Annotated in this window: 16 protein-coding genes and 3 pseudogenes; 8 read left to right on the top strand and 11 right to left on the bottom strand. The window is 59.1% G+C overall.

All coding sequences use genetic code 11. The annotated features are described in order from the left end of the window. Positions 1 to 78 precede the first annotated feature (78 nt). Together AXW67_RS32315 and AXW67_RS32310 are read left to right on the top strand one after the other, a co-directional pair. A complete protein-coding gene (locus tag AXW67_RS32315; protein WP_063681184.1) occupies positions 79 to 792 on the top strand; it encodes a response regulator in 714 nt (237 codons plus the stop codon). Beyond that, on the top strand, positions 789 to 2,102 hold the full coding sequence (locus tag AXW67_RS32310; RefSeq protein WP_063681183.1) for an ATP-binding protein: 1,314 nt from the start codon (positions 789 to 791) through the stop codon (positions 2,100 to 2,102). The genes AXW67_RS32315 and AXW67_RS32310 overlap by 4 nt, the downstream gene beginning before the upstream one ends. A 1,425-nt stretch (positions 2,103 to 3,527) precedes the next feature. On the opposite strand, the gene AXW67_RS32305 is transcribed toward AXW67_RS32310, so the two are convergent. The 4 genes from AXW67_RS32305 to AXW67_RS32290 form a co-directional block, all read right to left on the bottom strand. Further along, positions 3,528 to 5,291 (bottom strand): oleate hydratase, encoded by a 1,764-nt coding sequence (locus tag AXW67_RS32305; protein WP_063681191.1) that lies wholly within the window; start codon positions 5,289 to 5,291, stop codon positions 3,528 to 3,530. 38 nt (positions 5,292 to 5,329) lie between these two features. Beyond that, complete coding sequence (locus tag AXW67_RS32300) at positions 5,330 to 6,091, bottom strand: glucose 1-dehydrogenase (RefSeq protein ID WP_063681182.1); 762 nt, start codon at positions 6,089 to 6,091, stop codon at positions 5,330 to 5,332. Between the two features lie 393 nt (positions 6,092 to 6,484). Further along, on the bottom strand, positions 6,485 to 7,243 hold the full coding sequence (locus tag AXW67_RS32295; RefSeq protein WP_063681181.1) for an acetoacetate decarboxylase family protein: 759 nt from the start codon (positions 7,241 to 7,243) through the stop codon (positions 6,485 to 6,487). A 271-nt stretch (positions 7,244 to 7,514) separates the two neighbouring features. After that, on the bottom strand, positions 7,515 to 7,859 hold the full coding sequence (locus tag AXW67_RS32290) for a hypothetical protein (protein WP_063681180.1): 345 nt from the start codon (positions 7,857 to 7,859) through the stop codon (positions 7,515 to 7,517). A 390-nt stretch (positions 7,860 to 8,249) separates the two neighbouring features. Here AXW67_RS32290 and istA point away from each other — a divergent pair, with 390 nt between their 5' ends. Both istA and istB read left to right on the top strand, forming a co-directional pair. Continuing rightward, on the top strand, positions 8,250 to 9,788 hold the full coding sequence (istA, locus tag AXW67_RS32285; protein WP_082908117.1) for an IS21 family transposase: 1,539 nt from the start codon (positions 8,250 to 8,252) through the stop codon (positions 9,786 to 9,788). Between the two features lie 13 nt (positions 9,789 to 9,801). Next, a complete protein-coding gene (gene istB, locus AXW67_RS32280) occupies positions 9,802 to 10,452 on the top strand; it encodes an IS21-like element helper ATPase IstB (protein ID WP_082908116.1) in 651 nt (216 codons plus the stop codon). Here istB and AXW67_RS42345 read toward each other — a convergent pair. Together AXW67_RS42345 and AXW67_RS41120 are read right to left on the bottom strand one after the other, a co-directional pair. Then, complete coding sequence (locus tag AXW67_RS42345; RefSeq protein WP_063681178.1) at positions 10,447 to 11,397, bottom strand: hypothetical protein; 951 nt, start codon at positions 11,395 to 11,397, stop codon at positions 10,447 to 10,449. The genes istB and AXW67_RS42345 overlap by 6 nt on opposite strands. Positions 11,398 to 11,477: 80 nt before the next feature. Next, positions 11,478 to 12,452 (bottom strand): annotated as a pseudogene (locus AXW67_RS41120) (recombinase family protein); the annotation flags it as partial. 607 nt (positions 12,453 to 13,059) lie between these two features. Between AXW67_RS41120 and AXW67_RS41110 the strand changes: the two are divergent. Further along, positions 13,060 to 13,179 (top strand): annotated as a pseudogene (locus AXW67_RS41110) (ATP-binding protein); the annotation flags it as partial. A gap of 2,045 nt (positions 13,180 to 15,224) precedes the next feature. Here AXW67_RS41110 and AXW67_RS32260 read toward each other — a convergent pair. The 3 genes from AXW67_RS32260 to AXW67_RS42340 form a co-directional block, all read right to left on the bottom strand. Next, positions 15,225 to 15,500 carry a hypothetical protein gene (locus AXW67_RS32260; protein WP_063681175.1) on the bottom strand — a complete coding sequence of 92 codons (276 nt, stop codon included), beginning with the start codon at positions 15,498 to 15,500 and terminating at the stop codon, positions 15,225 to 15,227. A gap of 304 nt (positions 15,501 to 15,804) precedes the next feature. After that, entirely contained in the window at positions 15,805 to 16,299 is a 495-nt protein-coding gene (locus AXW67_RS32255) for a hypothetical protein (RefSeq protein ID WP_063681174.1), read from the bottom strand. Positions 16,300 to 16,817: 518 nt separating this feature from the next. Next, positions 16,818 to 17,078: a hypothetical protein gene (locus AXW67_RS42340; protein WP_145928016.1), complete on the bottom strand. Its 261-nt coding sequence runs from the start codon at positions 17,076 to 17,078 to the stop codon at positions 16,818 to 16,820. Between AXW67_RS42340 and AXW67_RS44495 the strand changes: the two are divergent. Together AXW67_RS44495 and AXW67_RS32245 are read left to right on the top strand one after the other, a co-directional pair. After that, a pseudogene (locus tag AXW67_RS44495) lies at positions 16,959 to 17,480 on the top strand (transposase); the annotation flags it as partial. The gene AXW67_RS42340 and the pseudogene AXW67_RS44495 overlap by 120 nt on opposite strands. 656 nt (positions 17,481 to 18,136) lie before the next feature. Next, the gene (locus AXW67_RS32245; RefSeq protein ID WP_136624117.1) at positions 18,137 to 18,601 is read left to right on the top strand and encodes a hypothetical protein; all 465 of its coding nucleotides are present in this window, start codon (positions 18,137 to 18,139) and stop codon (positions 18,599 to 18,601) included. Positions 18,602 to 19,468: 867 nt separating this feature from the next. Here AXW67_RS32245 and AXW67_RS42910 read toward each other — a convergent pair. Then, a complete protein-coding gene (locus tag AXW67_RS42910; protein ID WP_161491314.1) occupies positions 19,469 to 19,615 on the bottom strand; it encodes a hypothetical protein in 147 nt (48 codons plus the stop codon). Between the two features lie 595 nt (positions 19,616 to 20,210). Then, the gene (locus tag AXW67_RS32240; protein ID WP_063675745.1) at positions 20,211 to 20,492 is read right to left on the bottom strand and encodes a LexA family protein; all 282 of its coding nucleotides are present in this window, start codon (positions 20,490 to 20,492) and stop codon (positions 20,211 to 20,213) included. 38 nt (positions 20,493 to 20,530) lie between these two features. Between AXW67_RS32240 and AXW67_RS32235 the strand changes: the two genes are divergently transcribed. After that, a complete protein-coding gene (locus tag AXW67_RS32235) occupies positions 20,531 to 21,661 on the top strand; it encodes an IS630 family transposase (protein WP_063675747.1) in 1,131 nt (376 codons plus the stop codon). Positions 21,662 to 21,672 lie beyond the last annotated feature (11 nt).

Genomic DNA, 21,672 nt, shown 5'->3' with positions numbered 1-21,672 from the left:
ACCATGACCGTAGTTTCCCGGGCACGACATTCGCCCGCAATTCGAGCACCGATCGACGATCCGAAATTGATCCACCTCATGGCCAACGGCACGCATAACATCTTGATCGTCGAGGACGATCTACAGACCAAGGACCTCATCGCCCGCTATCTGCGCGAGCACGCATTCGCGGTCGGCGCGGTCACAAACGGCCGCGAGATGGACCGTTACCTCTCACAGAACCGGGTCGACCTGATCGTGCTCGATCTGATGCTGCCAGGAGAGGACGGCCTGAGCCTCTGCCGCCGCCTGCGCGTGGAGTCCACGACGCCGATCATCATTCTCACCGCGAAGGGCGAGGATCTCGACCGCATCCTCGGGCTCGAGATGGGCGCCGACGACTATCTGCCGAAACCGTTCAACCCGCGCGAGCTGCTCGCCAGGATCAACGCGGTGTTGCGCCGGCAGTCGGGCGGGCCCGCGGCGGGGCCGACCGCGACGCGCCTCAAGTTCCGCGGTTGGTCGATCGACCTCCGGATGCGCGAATTGCGCGATCCCGAGGGTGCTCAGGTGCCGCTGACGAGTGCTGAATTCGACCTGCTTCAGGCCTTCTGCGAACGGCCCGGCCGGATCCTCAACCGCGACAACCTCTTGAGCATGACGCGCGGCCGGCCTGGCGGCGCCTTCGACCGCAGCATCGACGTGCTGGTGAGCCGGCTGCGCCGCAAGCTCGACAGGAGCGAAGGCACCTCCATGATCCGGACCGTGCGGACCGGCGGCTACATCTTCACGCCGGAGGTGGAGCAGCCGTGAGCCGGCTAGCTAACATCGTCGCGCTCTTCAGCCTCCGGCGGATCAGCGGCCAGATCGCGGCCTTGATCCTGGTCTCGCTCGTCGTGATCCATGTCCTGATCGCCGGATATTTCCTGCTCAACCGGCCGATGCTGTTGACGAGCCGGCCCATGGAGCAATTCGAGCTGGCGGCGCGGATCATGGCCACCACGCCGCGATCGGAGCGCGGCATCGTTCTCGACAACATCCACCGCACTTTTCCCAGGCTGAAGCTGCAATTGAGAGAGGGCAGCCCGGGTTCCGTCGCGCCGCCGCTCGGCCTGAGCCTTACGACCGTCCCCTCGCCGCTCGACGGCCAGGTCGATATCCTGCGAGGCACCTCGTCGGAGGACGAACGGGTGCGGTACTACCTGCCCAACGACGAGGTGCTCGAGGGTGCCATCGGATCCCCCAAGATGCCGCCGTTCGTCAGCGGCCTGTGGACGAGCACGCCGCTGTTCCTCGTCGCAAGCGTTACGCTTCTCGGCGTATGGGCCGGCCGCGCGCTCAGCTCGCCTTTGTCCGCCTTCGCACGGGCTGCCGAGGATTTCAGCCTGAGCCGGTCGTCCGCGCCCCTGCCCGAAACCGGACCCGAGGAGATCCGCTCGACGGCCAAGGCACTCAACCGGATGCGCGAGCGGATTACCGCGCTGATGAACGACAGAACGCGGATGCTCGCGGCCATCAGCCACGATTTGCGCACTCCGATCACGCGCCTGCGGCTGCGCTCGGAATATATCGACGACCCGACGCAGCGCGCACAGACATTGCACGATCTCAACCAGATGCAGTCGATGCTCGAATCCGTCCTGTCGTTGCTGCGCAGCGAGAGCGCCGTCAAGCCGACATTGGTGGATCTTGCGGCCCTGCTCCAGATGGTCTGCGAGCAGTTTTCCGATTGCGGGCATGCGGTGACCTATCGGGGGCCGGCCCGGGCCGCGGTCACCGTGCGGCGGGATGAGATCATCCGTGCGGTCGGAAACCTCGTCGAGAATGCAACGCGGTTCGGGACCGAGGTGATCGTCGCACTGTCGCTTGCCGGCGACCAGATCGTCGTCGAGGTCTGCGACAACGGCCCGGGAATCCCGAACGAGAAGAAGACGGCGATGCTGGAGCCCTTCGTGCGGGGCGAAGAAGCCCGCACCATGGACGAGACTGCCGGGTTCGGGCTGGGCCTCTCGATCGCGCAGGCGATCGCGACCGCTCATGGCGGATCACTGCTGCTGCGCGACAATAAGCCCAAGGGTCTTTGCGCCCGCTTGCTGCTTTCGAACGCCAGCCAGGGCAGCTAACCTGCCTTGCAGCTCGACGATTCCATTTCCTGCCAGATGGCCTTCAGACGGGGCACGTTCTGGTTATTCTCCTTGCCGCTTCCGGAGTTGGAATTCGGATCGCCTTCGGTCTGACGATGGTTGCCCGGCAGCAGGAGCTGCCGACATCACTGACTGATCTTCCCATCTGAAAGGAGACGAGAATGAAGTCCGATATGGCAGCCTATGGTGTGACTGAATTAACTCCCGAAGAAGCGTCTACAACTTCGGGAGGATGGTTGGGCGGTTGTGGGAGTTTTAAGTGGGCTAGCAGCGACCATTGCACTCCCTTGACCTCCATACATGCGTGAAACCACGAAAGTCGAATGTGGCCTCCTGGCCATCGCGGGATGACGCCCACCCGGGGCCTTTGAACCGGAGGTCTACGAAGCGGGTTTTGGTCGGATGGAGTTTGAGCCCATACCGAACCGAGCCACCCGTATACGATAGCCCGCGCTTGCACGCTCTCTAGCCTCCGACAGCCTGCACGCGGGCACAAGCCACACTGCCTCGGCGATAATGGAGTTTAAGCCCATACGAACCGAGCCGTTCGCATATCGGTACCCGGGAGCTCCTTAGCCTGCTCGGTGGACGTGTCAAGGAGTCGAACGTGACGCGTTCAGTGACAGGCCCCATTTGCTCGGCTTGCACGCGTCGCTGGAAAACGCAAAGGAAAGCGCAAGTTGACGTGAAGAGCTTGCATGCTCTCAAGTTCTGCAGCCCGCGCAGGACACAAGCAACACAGCCATCGTGAGCCTCGGCAGTGCGTTGAGGATAAGGCAATCAGACGGGAGACTTTCGACCGCTTATCGCACTCGGAGCGCCAACGTACATTCAACCGTCCCAATGACATTACGAATCGCCCCTTCTTCATGGGACTGGACTTGCACGATCTACTCGTTGCCGCTCTCTCGACGTACCTTGCGTTGCCTCCTGGTGTCGGTTTTGTCACGTCCGAGACACGATCACGTTCGGCCGAACTGCCGCCGCGCTCACAGTCAAGCCATTAAATAATTACAGAACAACCTTTCTGAAGCCGTTGCCGGGGAGCGGGCATGACTCTTGAGCTTCTCTCTTTTAGCGGCCGCAGGACCAGGACTTCGTGATCTTTAGGTCATTAACGATGACGGAAGGGTCAAGCCATGGATTGTCTGGAATTTCGGACGAGCATCGAGAGAAAGGAGCTGCCAACCCATGTCTATGGCTATCCTTCGAAGCGCGCATACAGAGCTTTTCCGCACCCCCTTCGTCTAGCTGATGTTGCTGAGCAGGCTAGTTGCTTAGGCGTCGCCAAGGGACCCGCGAATTGGTCGGGTTCACCTAGGCGATCGCAAAACAGTTGTAGCTGGCTTAGATCAGGCGTTCCTCTCAACATCGCGCATTGGCGGAGGCGGGACATTTCTCTCGTCAATTGGAGATTAAAAGATGTTCATCGAGCAATCCTCTAAGTTCAGTAGCCTCAACGGTCTTCAGCAATAGTTTGCGCAGAAACTCTGGTTCAACCTGCACTTCCTTGCCGTCACATATTCGAGCGATAGCGGCAAATATTTTACGAACATCGTAGGTTGAGTTAAACACCTGCGGGACTCCGCGTTCGATGTTAAGAAGGGTGTAGGCGGCCTCCATCGCTGTGCGAACCGAATATTCGGTGGTGAAAACACAATCTCGTTCGGCCGACTCGGCAAATTGTCCGATGAAAGCGAAATTGGCAGCTCCCTGTGGTATAATATCTGGTCGGTCGCCCGCCTGCCTCGGCATGAAAAGGGAGGTGACGTAGGGCATCATGACGGGAACTGTTTTTGCGCCCGTCTCGGCGAGTTGCGGTATGTCCGCAACGGGCACACCAAGGTGGTAAAGCCATTCCTGCGTAATCTCCGCGCCTGTGCAGTTTTGCATCGGTTTCTTCACGAAGTCACCCGGCTTGTCGACAAAGAGAGAATAGAGCCAGACGACAATTTGGTCTCTTGGTTGATGCTTGAAGTGCGGCTGGCGGTTCACGGTCCAACTGAGCAGCCAACTCGAATCCTTCACCGTAACGATGCCTCCCGTGACGACCTTGCCGCTGAACGGATCGCGTTTTGCGATTTTGCGGATATAGTTTGGGATGCGCGCGTCCAAGGTCGTGATGGTCGCAGATTCCCACTTGGTCGCATGGATGTCGCCGCCGAAAACGTCAGGCCGGCCGAACGCCGTGCTCTTCGTCGCGATACGCCGCCAGAGATCCCATGCTGGAGCAGGACCTTCATAAATTTTGGCGGGCGTATGATGGTCGCCGGCGTCGGAGTTCTCCGTCAAAGACCCGATTGTCACAAAGACGAGATCGTCGGCGCAAAGATCAATTCCGCCGCTGACACCGTCCCTCTGGTAGTTGATGCGCGTGGCCTGCTTGTATCCGGGCCGGATCTCGAAATCGACATCATTGACTTCAACGCCGAATTGAAAGACGACACCTTGCTTCGCCAGCCAATTGCACAATGGCAGAACAAGAGATTCGTACTGATTGTACTTGGTAAACTTCAGTGCCCTGAAATCCGGGAGCCCGCCAATGTGATGGATGAATCGATGGAGGTACAGCTTCATTTCCAGCGCGGAATGCCATTCCTCAAAGGCGAACATTGTGCGCCAGTAGAGCCAGAAATTGCTTCTTAGAAGATCCTCCCCAAGCACTTCATCGATGCGCTTGTTCTCCATCTCCCGAGGGCTAGCGAGAAAGATGGTGATCAACTCGCTTTGCGCCTTCCCGGTCAGGTTGAAGAGGCCATCTGTATGGGCATCCTGCCCCCGATTCACCGTCGCTCGTTGTAACGAGTAGTTCGGATCATCCTTGTTCAGCCAATAGAACTCATCGAGCACGCTGGCGCCTTCCACTTCCAATGATGGGATCGACCTGAACAGATCCCATAGACACTCGAAATGGTCTTCCATTTCCCGGCCACCCCGAATGACAAATCCCTTTTCGGGCTGTTTGATCCCGTCGAGCGCACCGCCCGGCAGCATCAACCGCTCCAGAATTGTGATCCGGCTACCGGCCATATGTCCATCGCGAATGAGGAACGCCGCACCGGCAAGCGCCGCTAGACCAGCACCGATGAACCAAGCATTCTTCTTGTCGACAGAAACGGGCTTACGAGGGCGGGCAAAGGCTTCATAGTTTCCGCTGCTGTAGTACATGGCTTGTTCGCTCCGCTTGGCCAGCACGTCCATCGATGTCACGAAAACATGTCCTCCAGGGCCGCACATTTATGCGGGACGCCGATCGTCAAGCCGCCGTCGAGGACTATCTCAGCACCAGTCATGTAACTGGACTCGTCGCTAAGCAGGAATGCGACCGCCTGAGACACTTCGAGCGGCTGGGCCGCCCGTCCCAATGGAATTGGAAAAAGGGCCGGATCCAAGCCCTCACTCATCGCCGTGGTGACGAGGCCAGGATGAACTGAGTTGACACGCACACCGAAGGCCGCCCCCTCTAGCGCGGCAGACTTGGTGACACCCCGCACGCCGAACTTGGAGGCGACATAAGCATGAAGGCCAGGGCTGCCTCGCAGTCCCTCGACCGATGAGACGTTGACGATCGAACCTCCGCCGGCGCGCCGAATTGCTGGTAGGGCAGCCTGGATGCCGAGGAATACGCCCGTTAAATTGACTGCTAGGGTTCTGTTCCATTGATCGAGTGGGAACTGTTCGATCGGAGCCATGCTGGCGACACCCGCATTGTTGACGAGCCCATGTAAGGCGCCAAAGGTGCTCTCTGCGGCCGCGACCGCCGTTGCCCACGATTTCGGCTCGCTAACATCCTGGTGTACGTAAAGGGCGGCATTTCCCAGTTCGGCAGCGAGAGCCTCTCCATCTGCATCAAGGATATCAGTGACTACGACTCGAGCGCCCTCCGCAATCAGCAAACGGGCATGTGCCGCTCCCATCCCCCGCGCCGCGCCAGTCACCAGAATGACTTTTTCACTCACACGTGCCATGACGTAGTCCTCGCCGTATGTGATGCAATGTAGCCTCGGAAGAGGCGCGCATCGTGCTGCTCTGATAACTGCCAAACTCGGCGCTTTGTACCGAAGGACAATCGCGTAAATTCGCGAAACAGGCGGATGAATGCGATCGCCCACCGTCGCCAAGCCCGCCCATGCCGAGAGATAACCATTGCAAAGAAGCAATTGGCTCTGATCGACGCTAAGTACATGACGCTCGGCATCGGTTGAAGACGGGACGCAAAAAGGAATACGCAGTTCATGGCTGTACTCACTTCGTGCGGATTATGAGCTTCGTTCTGAACGCCCAAGGGATAATTCCGAAACCATCCTCTCAAGCTAGTGCCGTCAATCGCTGGCCCAAAGAGCCGCTGCAGCACCGACGGTTTACGCGTCTGAAAGGAGATCGATTGCCTGGAGGCTAGAATCGTACTCCTCGTACGTACCAAGCATGATCTCGCCAACCTTCAAATTGTGCACGGGATCGATGACCGACGGCGAGTCGTAAGTTAGTGAAACGGGGCCCGTGAATAGTACTTCTTCGCCCCCCGCGTCTCGTCGGAACGTTCGGTTTGTGCACCATTTCACCAGCTGTGTGGCGGCGCCTTTCCCAAATTGATTTACTGGGGGCAAATGCCTGACCGAATAGAAGTTGGTGTGTGTGGAAAACATCTGCCGTGCCGCTGCTCTCAAGCGCGAGTCTGGTTGAGCAGTGATAGTCAGCAGACGCTTACCTGTCGGTCGCTCGAGCGTTCCCTGAATCAGGCTGCCTTCGCGGGTCAACGCGATGTGAGCGAGCTTTTTCGGCGCGCCGAGAATCTCGCGTCCCGACGCGAGGGCTGCATCATTTGTCGTCACATAGATATAGGGTATATAGAAACCGGTCTCCCCACCCGGATCACGAACTTCGATTCCAGAGTACTGCTCGAGATATGGTCCGACGATGCTCGAGCCGTAATTCGCTATACCTACAACACCGACCGCAGGATCTGCGGCAGGTGTTAACTGCTTTGGCAACAGGCGCTCCACATCGCTCGCAATTGTAAAGACCGCTTGTACGGCTTGGCAGTTAAGAAACGCGCTGCCGTGCTCTCTATCTCCGTGATAAAGGGGTGCATCGAATGGAATGCCTCTGACTTCCGGCATTGTTTATCCTCCGGTTGCTCGTCCGGCAGACGCTTAGTGAAATTCGCGGACAGGTCGGCTCCTAGACTCAACATTCAACATCAATGTTGCTCCCGCTTTTGCGGGGATTTGGCTAGAACGTTCGCCGCAGCGTCCCCAGTTCGTTCCGACTCATTTTCGTCGCTTCCTTGTTCGACGTTCTAGGGCGGGCGTCCAGCACACCCTTGAAATGGACGAAAACACGCAGAGCTAAGAATGGCCACTTACGTGCGGCGTCAGTGTCGACGTTGCGCTACCATTTCCACGTATCGGGGCTCGTGTCGGTAGCAAGCACCCGGATTCCGTAGTCGCTGATGGTTACAATGGCATGGGCGTAGCCATGCCAACAATTCAGCTCGGATTCCCTGTCTCGCTCCGACGATCGCCAATAGACCCGATTGCCACTGGACGGGTACGACCGCTTTCGCAGCGAGCCCTTTCCAGACTCAAGACCATTGACATCGATCTTGATCTCGTCGCCGCTGCTTTCCCACAAAACATGCCCCTTGAGCTTTTCTTTGGTCAGATTCAGCACGATAAATTCGTGCTTGCCTCCGCCCTTCGTTGCTCCTTTCTTCGCCTTCTCTTTCGTTCTCATCACCGCCCCTCATGGCCTGTCCTCCGCGTGAAATACAGACTCCGCGGAGTTTGCTAAGATAACGCTGTCGTTCAACTACCTGATTTGGCGGGCTCGCATTCATATACACTCCGCACCTCGCCGACAGCTTTCGGGCATCTCGCAGTGGCTATTTTAATTCGCCTCGATGTGAGTTGCGCGTTCCAGACGATCGTGATCACCAATTCCAGGCCATCGTGATCACTCATTCCAGAGCATCGTGATCACCGTTTCCAGGGGATTGTGATCACCAATTCCACAGGATCGTGATCGCTATTTCCAGCGGATCATGATCGGGGACAGCGAGCCGAACACCACTGACAGTCTGCAACCCAGGTAGCTTGGTCTTTTGCCCGACAGCAGAGGATCGAGATGCCGACAGAGAGACTGTCCATGCGCCATATTCGCGAAGTTTTACGCCTGCACTACAGCGTCGGCATGTCGCAGCGTACGGTTGCCCGCAGCCTAGGCCTGGCCCAGGGCACGGTCTGCAAGTACCTCAACCTAGCACGCCGCGCAGGTTTGACCTGGCCGTTACCGCCGGAGCTCAATGACGATGTCCGGCTCGAGAACCGCCTGTTTCCGCCACCGTCCGATCTGCCCAGCGACGAGCGCCCGCAGCCGGATTGGGCGCTGGTTCATCGCGAGTTGCGACGGAGGAACGTGACGTTGATGCTGTTGTGGGAGGAGTATTGCGACTCCAAGTCCGACAGTTTCAGCTATTCGTGGTTCTGCGAACGGTACAGGGAATGGGCTGGCCGCCTCAAGCCGACCCTGCGCCAAGTCCATGTCGCCGGCGAGAAGCTGTTCGTCGACTATTCCGGCCACACCATGGAGGTGGTCGACGGGCTCAGCGGCGAGGTGCGCAGCACGCAGATATTCGTCGCCGTGCTCGGTGCCTCGAACTACACCTACGCCGAGGCCAGCTTCAGCCAGAACTTGCCGGACTGGATCGGCTCCCACGTCCGCGCGTTTGCTTATTTCGGCGGAGCCGCCCGGCAAACGGTGAGCGACAATCTCAAGGCCGGCATCACCCGGGCGTGCTTTCACGAGCCGATGGTCAACCGGACCTATGCCGATCTCGCCCGCCATTACCGCACCGCTATTGTTCCGGCACGGCCGCATCATCCGCGCGACAAGGCCAAGGTCGAAGTGGGCGTCCAAATCGTCGGGCGATGGATTCTGGCGCGGCTACGCAACCGCCGTTTCTTCTCGCTTGCCGCCCTCAATGAAGCGATCCATGCGCTTCTCGTCGATCTTAACAACCGACCGCTCAGGAGCTGGGGACGAAGTCGGCGCGAGCTGTTCGAGGAACTCGACCGGCCAGCACTCACCCCCTTGCCCGACGAGCCTTACGAGTATGCCGAGTGGAAGCGTTGCCGGGTGAACCTCGACTATCATGTCGAGATTGCCAAACATTATTACAGCGTCCCCCACAACCTCGTCCATGAGGAGGTCGAGGCACGGATCACCCTAAAGACCGTCGAGATTTTCCTGCGCGGCAAGCGCGTCGCCTCGCATCTGCGCAGCACCCTGCCGCACCGCCCGACAACGATCTCCGAGCATATGCCGAGCTCGCATCGCCGCTACCGCGACTGGACGCATGAGCGCATCCGCTCCGAAGCCGCTAAGGTGGGGCCCGACGCCGAGACGCTGATCGACGTCATCCTGCGGTCGCGGCCGCACCCGGAACAGGGCTTCCGCTCGGCCATCGGCATTCTCGGACTGGTCAAGCGCTACGGCGAGGAACGTGTCGACGCCGCCTGCGCCCGTGCCCTTTTGCTCAACGCCCGTTCCTACAAATCGGTCGCTGCCATCCTGAAGAACGGCACCGACAAAACCGCGCCTCCGACCCAGGAGGCGCCCATCCTCTTCCACGCCAACATCCGCGGCCGCGGTTACTACAACTGATCAGGAGATCATCGTGCTCATTCATCCGACCGTCGAACGCCTGCGCGCACTCGGCCTCACTGCCATGGCCGATACCCTCATCGAACTGCAGAACAATCCCGAGGCCGCCGGGATGCCGCACCCCGATTGGCTCGGTCTCCTCGTCGATCGCGAGGTTACCTCCCGCGACAACCGTCGCCTCGTACGGCGCTTGAGCAATGCCAAGCTTCGGCAGGCGGCCGCCATCGAGAATGTCGACTATCGCACCGCTCGTGGTCTCGATCGTTCCCTCTTTCAGAACCTCGCCACCTGCCAATGGATCCGCGAGCACAACCATCTCGTCATCGTCGGTCCGACCGGCACCGGCAAGTCCTGGCTGGCTTGCGCGCTCGGCAACAGAGCCTGCCGCGACGGCTTCTCCGTCCTCTACAAGCGCGTGCCCCGCTTGTTCGCCGATCTCGCCCAGGCGCGCGGCGAAGGCCGTCTCGCTCGCCTGATCGCGACGCTGGAGCGCGTCAACCTGCTCATCCTGGACGACTGGGGACCCGAACCGCTCACCGCCGACCAGCGCCGAGATCTGCTCGAGATCGTCGATGATCGCTACGACAAGGGATCATTGTTGATCACAAGTCAGGTCCCCGTGTCGCAATGGCATGACGTGATTGCCGAGCCGATGACTTCATGATGCCTCCTTCTTCGAACGCTTGGTACGTCGTACCCGATTGCGAAGCTGACTGATTTGTTCGTTTGAGAGCTCGATCTGCCATGGCTGGCCTTTGGCTAACTGACGACCTGCCAGCAATCCGCGCGCGAGATAATCGAGCACCGTTTGCGGGGTTACTCCAAGCTCAGCTGCTGCGCCCTGAATCGAGAAGCTACCGTCGGGCCAGCGCATCGGATTCTTGTCCATGCCGTTGATTTTGACGGTGGGAATGCCCCAGCGGGTACGCAACACCCAGACGTTCTTGCCTTTGAACACGCAGCCTAGGGCCGCGACGAAGCCTTCCTGATTGAGTATTGCCGCGATCTCGGAATCCATTTTGTGTTCAGCATTCAACTCGACGATCCGTTGCCGCAACCGATCAATGTCGACGTAATCGCGGTAGGTGTGAACGCGCCGTTGCAAGTGATGCTCGCTGATTGCGCCGGTCTGCCAGACGATCTTGAGCCACACCTGACCTCGAGCCCGCTTCTGATCAAGAACGACTTCGCGGATGACAAATCGCAGAATGCGCTTGCGATCGGCTGCCGACGTGGTGGCCGTGTTCCAAATCCGTGGAAGGTTCTCGCCGAGCGCTTGCAGCCCTGCGCGTTCCGCCGGGCCAATCAGAAGCGGCTCTTGCGCGCGCCAACGCGCATGCTCCTGCTCGACCGTCTCGACGACACGCAGCTTCTCTTCCCAAACCCGCTCAAGTGAGCGCGCCACAAGACGGTTCTCAGGCTCTACGGCGTCATACTGACGCCGAGCACGCTCGGCCTCGTAGCGGGCGCGCTCCACGCGAAGCGTCCACTGGCGCTCGAGCTGACGGCTCTCCTGCTCCAGTTGGCCCGCCGCTGCGAGTGCGATCTCAATCTGATCCGGCACCAGGGCATCGAGGACCACCCGCTCAACCAGCGCGTCAACCGCCAAGGCCCGGACTTCCTGGCACGTGCACTGCCTTGCTGGTCCCGATCCGAACGGCAGCAATAGACTGGATAATCGGCATTCGGGCCCGTATAGCGCATGCTCATGCGCCGTCCACAACGGCCGCAGATCGCAATTCCTTGTAACAGGGCTGCCCCCTTGCGCGGTACGCCAGAGTGTCCTGCCTCATAGCGGCAGACGTTATCTGCCAGTCGCCCCTGGTTGGCCATGAACTCCTCCCAGCTGATATAGCCTGGGTGAGCGGCGTGGAGGCAAACCGCCCAATCCGCGATCGCCACCTTGACCGTCCCCGTCAGCGATCCCGGCCGGCATCGGCTCGGATCTTTTTGCCGGCGGCCATAAACATACGCCCCAGCATAGGCCGGATTTTGAAGGATACTAAGGACGCGTGCACTATCTGGCGCACGCCAGACGATCTCGTGTGGAGATGGTCCAAGCAGCGGTCGAGCCGGCAAGGACAATCCATTCCTGTCCAAGTAACGCATCACACGGCGAGCGCTTTGTAGTTCCCGAAATTTGGCAAACACCAGATGCAGACGGGCCTGCACCTCCTCATCGGGATTGAGAATAATCGTGCCCGCTCGATCGCAGGCGAGCCCGGCTGGCAGGGGCAGCCGCAGTTCGCCCCGCGCCGCCTTTTGGCGCTCCCCTTGGTGAAGGCGCATCCGAAGCTGATGCAACTCGGCCTCGCTCATGATGCCGGACAAGCCCAACAGCAGCCGGTCGTGGTAGGCGCGCGGATCGTAAAGCCGCTCACCATCCGCAATGAGCACGCCGAATACCGAGCACAGTTCGAGAAGCTGATGCCAGTCCCGGTTATTGCGGGCCAAGCGAGAAGCGTCGAGACTCACCACAAGACCTGCGTTGCCAAGGCTGATCTCGGCAATGAGCTTCTGGAAACCATGACGATCCACGCCGCCAGCACCGGACTTGCCCAGATCCTCGTCAATCACCTGGACGCGCTCGGCCGGCCAGCCCAGACCGATGGCCCGATCGACAAGGCGGTACTGCAGCTCGGTGCTCTCCTGATGCTGCCGCACCTGGTTCACGGATGACTGCCGCACGTAGACATAGGCCAACTTGGCTCGGTGCGCGGTCGTGAGCCGCTCGTCAGCGATGTTCGAGCTGATCAGCACGACCCAGTCCCCTTCCGGGCGTGCCGGGGATCGCTTGCATTCGCCGCATCAGCGCGGCGATCGTTTGAGCAATCTGCGTTTGCGTCGCGGTCGATAGATTCGGCCAGAGACGCGGAATGTCGGCTGTTGGACGGCCGGGCGGATTTGCCAACGTCGGCAGGGGTCGATACGCAACGCGACCTGGAAGTGGTCGGTGGGTCATCGCGAATCACCTTCTCGTCGAGAAGGCCCAGACTCGCGCTCAAATGTTGCATCAATGGGATCAGCGTACGTGCACTGATACGCGGCAGATCGGCCGCGTTCGGGCGGGAAGCGATCGGCGTCTCCGCAAGGTCCGTCGATGCGATCCGAACCGCCCGCCGCCGCCCGTCCGGCAGCGCGACAACGACGTAGGCGGGACCGCGCCCCGACCGCTCCTTCAGCACCTCAAGCCGGTGCCCGGACAGAAAATGATGCGGGTCCGTGATCGTGACGTGAGACACCACCCGTTCCAAAATAGGGGCACTCTGTCGTGTTCGGTGATCCCACGCTTGGAGACGCCATATTGGACCGCATCATTCACAACGCTCACCGCATTGAGCTCAAAGGCGACAGCCTGCGTCGGCGCGCCGACGATAGGACAAACGCGTGACCACCGCACGCCCGATCGCCCCACCGCCCCACAGGTCCCTCCCGCGCACGCCGCTGCGTCGCTCGTGGGGGCCACTCCGCGCCGCGCGCGGGGCCCTCCCATGGACCGCCGGACCGATCTCCAAACCCTCCCGTCTGTCTTGACCAGGAAGACCATTTCCAGCACACATAAACACGTCAGTCGTGTTCGCCTCCGCAAGTGATCACCATCGTCTGGAATCCGTGATCACGATCGCCTGCAATCGCTGATCACCATCCGTGGAATACGCAATGTGAGTCGCGTTCGTGATGGGGACTTTGTGATGGGGGTAATGCGTATGGCTGTGCGCGCAGGCACAATGCGAAACGCGAAAGAGTTTCGGCGGCTACAGTTGATTTACCCGCTACAGGCTGAGCACTCGATGGAAGATCTTGAGCGAGACAGCCTGCTCATATCGCTCGACGTTTCGGATATGCGGCTGAGAAACTCGAAAGACGTACAGTGATCAACAAGTCAGTGGTGATCTTCGTTCTTGCCGCGATCGCACTATTGGCCTTCTTGTACATTCCTTAGTGTGCGTCCGGCCTAACCGGGCCGGGAGATGGCCCCTGTTCCGATTCGGAGTTGAGGTTACAGCTCCGTTTAACAACGTGTGGTTCGATCCGGATCAGGCCATTCACAGCGGCTAGAACCTCGACACAAAGGAATTGACTTATTCATTTGGGATTTCCCAGACGGTAGCTACGCAGGAGGGACCAGCACTTCGTTGCAGTGCAGCTCGATGCTGCGCGGCGAGCCGAGCTGGCGTTTGATGATGCCCGCGCGTTGCGCGGTCAAAACCATCTCTGGTGGCCAGTGGGCGGGGATCCCAAGTGTCCTTGGATATCTCATTCGGCAGGCGGCGGGCCGCTGCGCGTGTAGGCGTTGATGAAGGGTAGATACTGGCCCTGCTTGGCGAGCATCCCCTCGACGCCGAGGCGCCTGAAGGCCTAGAGTTTGGCGAGAGGCTCGAACGGCGACCTCCCGCCGACGTTGTGCTGGCCGATGTGAGCCCAGTCCGACAGGGAGGCGCCGATTAGGATGAACACTGCTTGGTTGCTGGGAACGGCCCGGTCCTTGCTACAGACTTGTACTTTTTGGACGCATGCTCCCAGATTAAAAACCTTGCCTCATAGCCTGGCGTGGCCCCTGTACCGGTCAGGTAGGAGTCCCCGTTGACCGCCCATTGCCAATTGTTTCGTCCGATGTAGTTGCTATCTGGCTGCGAGGGGTCCGAATAAAGACCGATCCAATCATACGAATTTGTTCCTTTCGCAGACCACTTGAGCCGGAACCAACCGTTTGGAGCGAGCTCCAAGCAAACGCGCTGCGCCGAACTCTTTGTTTCAGTCCGAACCCTCCCAGCGGCCAATGCTTCCGCGGCGTGTTCGGGGGTCGCAAACTCCTGAGTCGCAAGAGAAGTATCTGACATGACTTTCCTCTTCCTAAGGCACGGGAGGTCTCTTGGGGATCTCTCAAGACCTTGCAGCACCGGTTAATGCCAAGGTGCTGAACGCCACTTGGCAGCGCTGGCGGGAACTTGAGCCACTTCTAACCCTGCCCAAGCAGCTGGGCCGGCTTTTGACCGGCGCGCATATACGAACACATGGCTTAAGCACCGGGAACTACCACAACTGACGGGTGCCCGACGAAGAAGGTAGCGAGCGCAAATGACAAATCTTAGACTTGTGATAGGAGCCGCGCAGTAATGGTCGTGCTACTGATCCTCGGTGTTTTGATCCTGGCGAGCTTACTGTCGAAAATTATCGCGGGCCATTGGCGAGGGACTGCGACCCGGATCCCGCTCTGAGGACCACTGGACGTGCCTATTCGCTAAAACCAAGTAACGAGCATTTCTGACGTACTGGCGCTGAAGGTTTGGTCGACAAGATGAGGTTGGAAAGTGGATAGAAGCACTTGCGCTAAAGCAGGGAATTCACGGCCGTCACGAGGGTGATGGTGTGTCCCAGCGGGCTGGTCGGCGCCGCGTGCGATGGCCCCACGGCAATCGTCGATTTACGGGAGCTTCAACTTTCCAGGCGGACGGAATTACTTTCGTCGTTGAGGTAATTCAGCATGGTGTTGCTGGCGTCCTCAGCCTCAGCGAAGGTTTGGAACGGTGAGCCGAGAATCTTGATCGCGCCACGGCTCTGGTCAAGCGGACGCCACGACGCGACGTAGCCTAGCCTGCCGCGAAAGCCGGGACCCGAGGGGCTCTCGAAGCTAATCACGAATGAATAATCGTCGCTGTTTGCACTCCATATTTCCATGTTTACGACGGCACGATGGAATTGCAGGCGCATCGGGGTCTGTTCGCCGGGCCAGGTTCGATCATTGAGGTCGCCACATCGTTCTAGCTGGCGGCGCTTGACGACGCCTTGCGCGACACAGCCGACCCGAGATATTCCTTCAGCACGTGACGCTTAATTGCTGCAGGGGTCCCTGTGAGGTAAGCCACAAAGTGGACGCCGCAATCTCCGCCGCAGAGCTATGCTTCTCTTCGCGGGACGGACGGCTAGCAAGTATGACATGAACAACTTGGCCAAGCGGCTGCGCCGTAGCCTCGTCGCGGGCCATGTCCTCGATACCCAACTTACTTATTCCCGCTCAGCCATTGCCAGCATCGCCCATTTGTGAGGTGACCCATTTCCTGAGAGCGTCGGGTGTTAGGCTTCCATCGGCTAGTTCTCTCCAAGACTGCCTGCCTTCGATCCACCTGCTTCTTCGGGCGGGCATCTCGTCAAGGAGCCTTTGTGCAGTTGGAGCAAAACGCGCAGCATCAGAATGAGGGTTACCTTTAGTCTCTTCGAGAGCTTCACGAAAGAGTTCTTCGGATTGCCTCCACGAAGCCTCGGTAAACCTGCTCTCCGCAAAATATTCAAAACAAGCTCGGAACGTCAAAGCACGGCCAACGACCGCATAGGCTGGCAATCCCACCTCGCTCAGCCACTGCCGGAAAAACTCGCTTTTCTCTTCGCTGTCGAGTGGAAGAAAGTCAGCATCGTCGAAGTCTAAAAGCAACGCCATGCCAGCAGTGATTTCGCCTTGTACTTGCGCGTGCTGTTTTTCGAACCAATCGCTGATTGTCTGCAACGGCGTCATCGGCTAATTCACACTCGATCTCTGCAATACGGCTCAGCTAGGAGGGAAAAGAGTGCCTGTCATACTCGGTGGATGTGTTTCGCCCAATCTGAAGCAGCGCGGACGTGACGCGCTCCCCGCCGTCAAGTGAATCGGAAGCTGTCTCTACCACGCGCCCCTAACTTCAACAGCCAGCCTCAGCCAGTAAAGCTAATCAGCGCGCCCTGGTGATGGCCCAAAGGTGCCGTCAAGGTGTACCCTTGGAAACTCCCGCGGGCCACCTACCAGGATTGGTCGGTCACGAGACGTGGGTACACGTAGCGTCGACCCTCTTTAGAGTTGGTCAATCGCTTCTGCAAAACCTTCTCAAACGGCATACGTCAATGTTCTTCGCTGGGTCCGCGCCCCTGTTAGATAGCCAATCAACTCGGCGCTAAGGTTTCCGAATAGCCCAAGACAAAACGACAACAATCGCGACGAATATGACCGCGGCAATCCCCAGCGCGACATATTCCATGGTTTTGCTCCGCTAATTGGCATCATAACAGGAAATTCAGGAGCGGAGTTGCCCTGTCGCAGCTCCGCTCCCTAAGCATCACCGTCAGTCCCGCGATACGGCGAGGCTGTGAGAATTGAGCAACTTCTGTGCCGACAAAAACATCGCGAAGCTGAGGAATGGCATCGCGATTGGGGAAGCTAGCCGGGAAGGAGAGGTTCGTTTCTTCGGTAAGGCCGATGCGGCGGCGAGCAGCATGCGCCGAATTGTCGAGCGAATAGCCGGTCGTTTTGATCGCGTGCATTTCAGTTACGGACCGGCCCCGAGGGGCTACGGTCTATATCGCCTAATCGGATTGTCCGGCCACGAATGCACCCCGGTTGTGCCGTCGATGATCCCGAGGAAGCCCGACGATCTCGTGAAGACGAACCGCCGGGACGTTGTTTCTCGTACCCGGTGCTGCGCGCCGGCGAGTTAACGGCGGTATAGGTTCCCGATGAAAGCCACGAAGCGGTGCGAGATCTCGTCCGTAGCCGAGCCGCGGTGGTTGAGACAATACGGGTCCACCGGTAGCAGGTGAGCACCTTCATGCTCAAGCACGGACGCACCTATCCGCGCAAGAAGAGCTGGACGAGGCGCTATCTGCGCGGGCTTTCAGAAACAGCAGTTCGATCACCCCGCACATCAGATCGCGCTCCAGAGCCTGGATACAGAAGTTCTATCTCGTACAAAGCCAGCGCAATGGTGTGGGCAGAACCGAAAGGCGGCGGGTCATCTCATTCGTCTCAAACAGCGTGATCACCATTCTGGCTCCGGTGAGATTGGGCGGTCCAGCGGATGCTACTTCGAAAGGTTCGAAAATATCGGTCCGGGCAGTTGCTGTCATTTGGGACCTTCAGATCTGTCCGCCTGACAACACGGATGTCCGAACGTTTACACGACGGCGGATGCATTCCAGTGGCGTGGCGCAAAGCAGATAATTTGCTCTTCAGAAAGGGCTCGCACAACCTCGTTACTGGCACGGCGATTGCTGGGACAGATTGGAGCACCGTGATGGCGACGACGCGCTCATGCAGTCTCCGGCCCGGGTTCAGATGAGGCCTGCTCGATTGATCAATCAAGACCAAACTGGTGCTGCCGCCCGTCAAATCCGGAGCGGCCCTTGGGTCAGCGCCGAGCTGAGCAGGGCTGCAGGGTCGACTCCTTGCGTCATGTTGCTGCGCAAGGATCTTGAAAGCGCGCCGCGTGACGAATTGCTCATGTGTTTCGACGAGGTGCTTCCCATTGGTGTCGTTCTCACACTGGACGTTCCAGTGCACCAGTGCTGGCGCGAGCAATCATAACAATGACAGGGAGATGGTGATGAACAAGGAAGCCAGACTCAACGATGACATTGGCATTGCAACAGGTGCATTTTGGGACTTTACCAAGCGAGCCATCGGAACTCAGACAGAATTCTCGAAAAGGTTTTTCGACATCTATTCGCATTGGCAGGAGCGAATTCAAACCGAATCCACGCAGGCGATGGAGCTCTTCGGGAAAGTCAATTCCACGCGCTCCGCAACCGATCAGATCGGCTTTCTTCAGGTCTGGATGAAAGGCGCTACGCAGCGGGCCGCGCAGGATGTGGTCTATTCGATTGAAACCGCAAAAGTGCTCGCGAATGTCGAACTTCCACTCTTCGCCAACCCGGAGCTATTCAAGCCTACAGGCCTCTTCCCCACCTTGGGGTCGCTGAACTTGCCAGCCGGGGCCGGCATTAACTTCCATTATGGTTCTTGGCAACTGCCGACCCTCCGGATTGAAGGATATCGACCAGAGCGATGAAAGTTGGGCTTCCCTACAGTAGCCCACGGAATGACAGTTTTCGTCTTACAAAAGAGCGTACCGCTGGCACATGACACTGGCGAACGCTGACCGCGCCGATCCTCACTTCCCCCGATGCAAGCGATGCCACCAGCGTTCGGCTCGGCTACAACCGTCCGACAAACTGTGCCCAGCACGCATTGCATTGGGGAAGCCACACTCCCCGTGGTGTCCTTATGGCCCACGTCCTGCGCTGATATCCTTCGGACCAACCGAATGCCGGCAAAGACCGGTATCGGAACGTTGGCCGGTCCTGCCGCTTGCGGCAAATCCAACCAGGAGCAAGCAAATGGCCGAGAAAGCCAGGAAACCTACCCCATGAGACCTCCGCCGTCGCCGGCGAAGGAGAGAACGCGTTCTGGGCAAAATCGGCGGAGTCTGACCTCATCACAACTTGAAGGGGTTCCATGTTGAACTTGTCGCCCTTCCCGCCAGCAAGGGCTCGTCATCCCGAATGCACTGATCAGCAGAACACGGCCGGAAGGCTGTCAAGGAGTCCGGCAGGACGAGGAATGGCGAGGGTGATAACCGGTCTGCAGCGCGAGCAAATCGCTCCGCGACTGCGTCCCCGAGATGGTCCCGCCACTTCTTCACGAACATCATCACGAGGCGGGGACCCCGACCTCGAAGAGAAGCGCGATCGCCGGATAGCCTTGACACCACGGTTGGTTCGGAAGGCACAACCACAATGCGGTAATTGGATCAGATTTGGTACTTGACGTCTCAACCCCGGTTAGAGAAGACCGGTTAACAGCGGCACCCGGGACAGGGGCAGTGGTAGCGGTCGCCGAAGGCGAGCCCCTCCTGCGAGTCCCCCCGGCGAGGAGCTCATGCCTTGCGCGAGAGATCGTTACCCAGAAGGCCGCGCCGAAGGCTCGGTGAGAGCAGCTCATAGAGCCCGATCCGCACCGCGAACGCGCCCTCCCCTTGCAAAAGCAATGTCATGAAATCGGGCTGTGCGCCAGCAGCTCTCATCTGCCGTCTTCATATGACCGCGCATTAGATGGCGGCGGCGAGCTTCATCCACGCCGAGGATCTCCACCAAATTCCGCATTCGCTTCAATGTACCGGCCGAGCCAGCCGTAGGCGTTCACGATCTTTGTCGAAATGCGTCTATATTCCCTGATCTATGGAAGACCATTGCTCGATCGCGTGACATCGCGGAAGCGCTGTTTCTTCATTGTCCTGAACTTGTAGGATCTACTCGCCGCCGTCTCCCGATGTACTTGCGTTGCATCCGTTGTCGGGTTTGTCGCGTCCGCGACACGGTGATGTTGTCCGGCCCGCGTACCGCCGTACTCTCGATTAAGCCTTTGGATAAGATGCAGAACGGTTCGTCCGGGCCTCTTGTTGCGCATTTGGCACGCCCCTTGAGTCGCTCTCTTTTCGCGCCGGCAGGAGCCGCCGACTGGCGTCGCTGAATGATCTAATCATTTGAAAAGGAGACATCAATGAAGACCGATATGTCAGGCTATGGTGTAACCGAACTAACTTCTGAAGAGGCGTCTGCAACTTCGGGAGGAGGGTTATTTTGGCCAATCTTTTTCGGAGTTATGGGCCTAGTGGTTCATCACAGTGATTTTGACGTTTTGATACCGAGCCATCCGAGGATAGGCAACTTTTCGGGTGGCAAGAGGATCTCGATGCTTCGAGCGACGCCGGGCTGGCGACGAATGAACCCGTTGCGTTCGAGGGTGAGGATCATCTGGTGGACTGACGGCGGGCTGACGCGGAAATGCCGCTGGATGTCGGCCTCGGCGGGCGGCTGTCCGAACATGTACGAGTAGGTATGGATGAAAGCGAGATAGTGTCCCTGCTTCTCGGTGAAGTGCGCGCCTGATTTTTGACTCATAGCTGGATTCGTCCCGGCCTCCGACAAGGAGGCGAAGCATGAATGTACGTTATCGGGTCGAATTGAGCCAAGCCGAGCGGGACGAACTGACGGCAATGCTCGGCGGCGGCACGCATTCCGCCCGCAAACTCAAACGGGCTCAGATTGTGCTGGCGGCCGATTCAGGCAGCTGCGACGCGGAGATTGCCCGAACCGTCCGGGTCAGCCTTTCCACCGTCGGCCGGACCAAACGCCGTTTCGTAGAAGGCAATCTGGAGCGGGCCTTGAGTGAGGAGCCGCGTCCGGGCGCGGAACGCAAGCTGACAGGCAAGGAAGAGGCCCTGCTGGTGGCGACGGCATGCGCCAAGCCGCCCGCCGGCCGCAAACGCTGGACGCTGACATTGCTGGCCGACGCGATGGTCAAGCTCACCGATCACGCCAGCCTGTCGGGCGAGACCGTGCGCCGCCGGCTGGCCGACAACGACCTCAAGCCGTGGCGCCGGGATATGTGGTGCATTCCTCATGTCGACGGCGAATACGTCGCCCGGATGGAGGATGTGCTCGATCTCTACGCCGAGGCGCCGGATCCCGAGCGGCCCCTGGTTTGCTTCGACGAGACCCCAGTCCAGCTGATCGGCGAGGTACGCCAGCCGATCCCTGCCCAACCGGGACAGCGCGAGCGCTACGATTACGAATATCGCCGCAACGGTACCGTCAATCTCTTCGTCACCTTCGATCCGCATCGCGGCTGGCGCAATGTCAAGGTTACAGACCACCGCGCCGCGGTCGACTACGCGCACTGCATGCGCGAACTCGTCGACGTCCACTATCCCAATGCCGCCTGCATCCGTGTGGTGCAGGACAATCTGTCGATTCATACGGCCGGCGCGCTATATCAGGCATTTGCGCCTGCCGAGGCCCGTCGCATCCTGCGCCGCCTCGAGTTCCACTACACCCCGAAACACGCCAGCTGGCTCAATATGGTCGAGTGCGAGATCAGCGTGCTGCAGCGCCAGTGTCTCGGCCGTCGCATCGACGATCCCAAAAGGCTTCGAAAAGAAATCGCAGCATGGCAACGGCAGCGAAACAAGGCGCGAGACCGCATCAAATGGATGTTCACAACCGACAAAGCCCGCGCCAAACTCGGTCGCGCCTATCCAGTTGCCGCCAAAGAGTCAAAACCACTGTGATGAACCACTAG

It is taken from the genome of Bradyrhizobium neotropicale (assembly GCF_001641695.1).
In the GTDB taxonomy this organism is placed as follows: Bacteria; Pseudomonadota; Alphaproteobacteria; order Rhizobiales; family Xanthobacteraceae; genus Bradyrhizobium; species Bradyrhizobium neotropicale.
The sequence above is the reverse complement of the archived record's forward strand: the minus strand, read 5'-3'. Positions and strand labels throughout refer to the sequence as shown.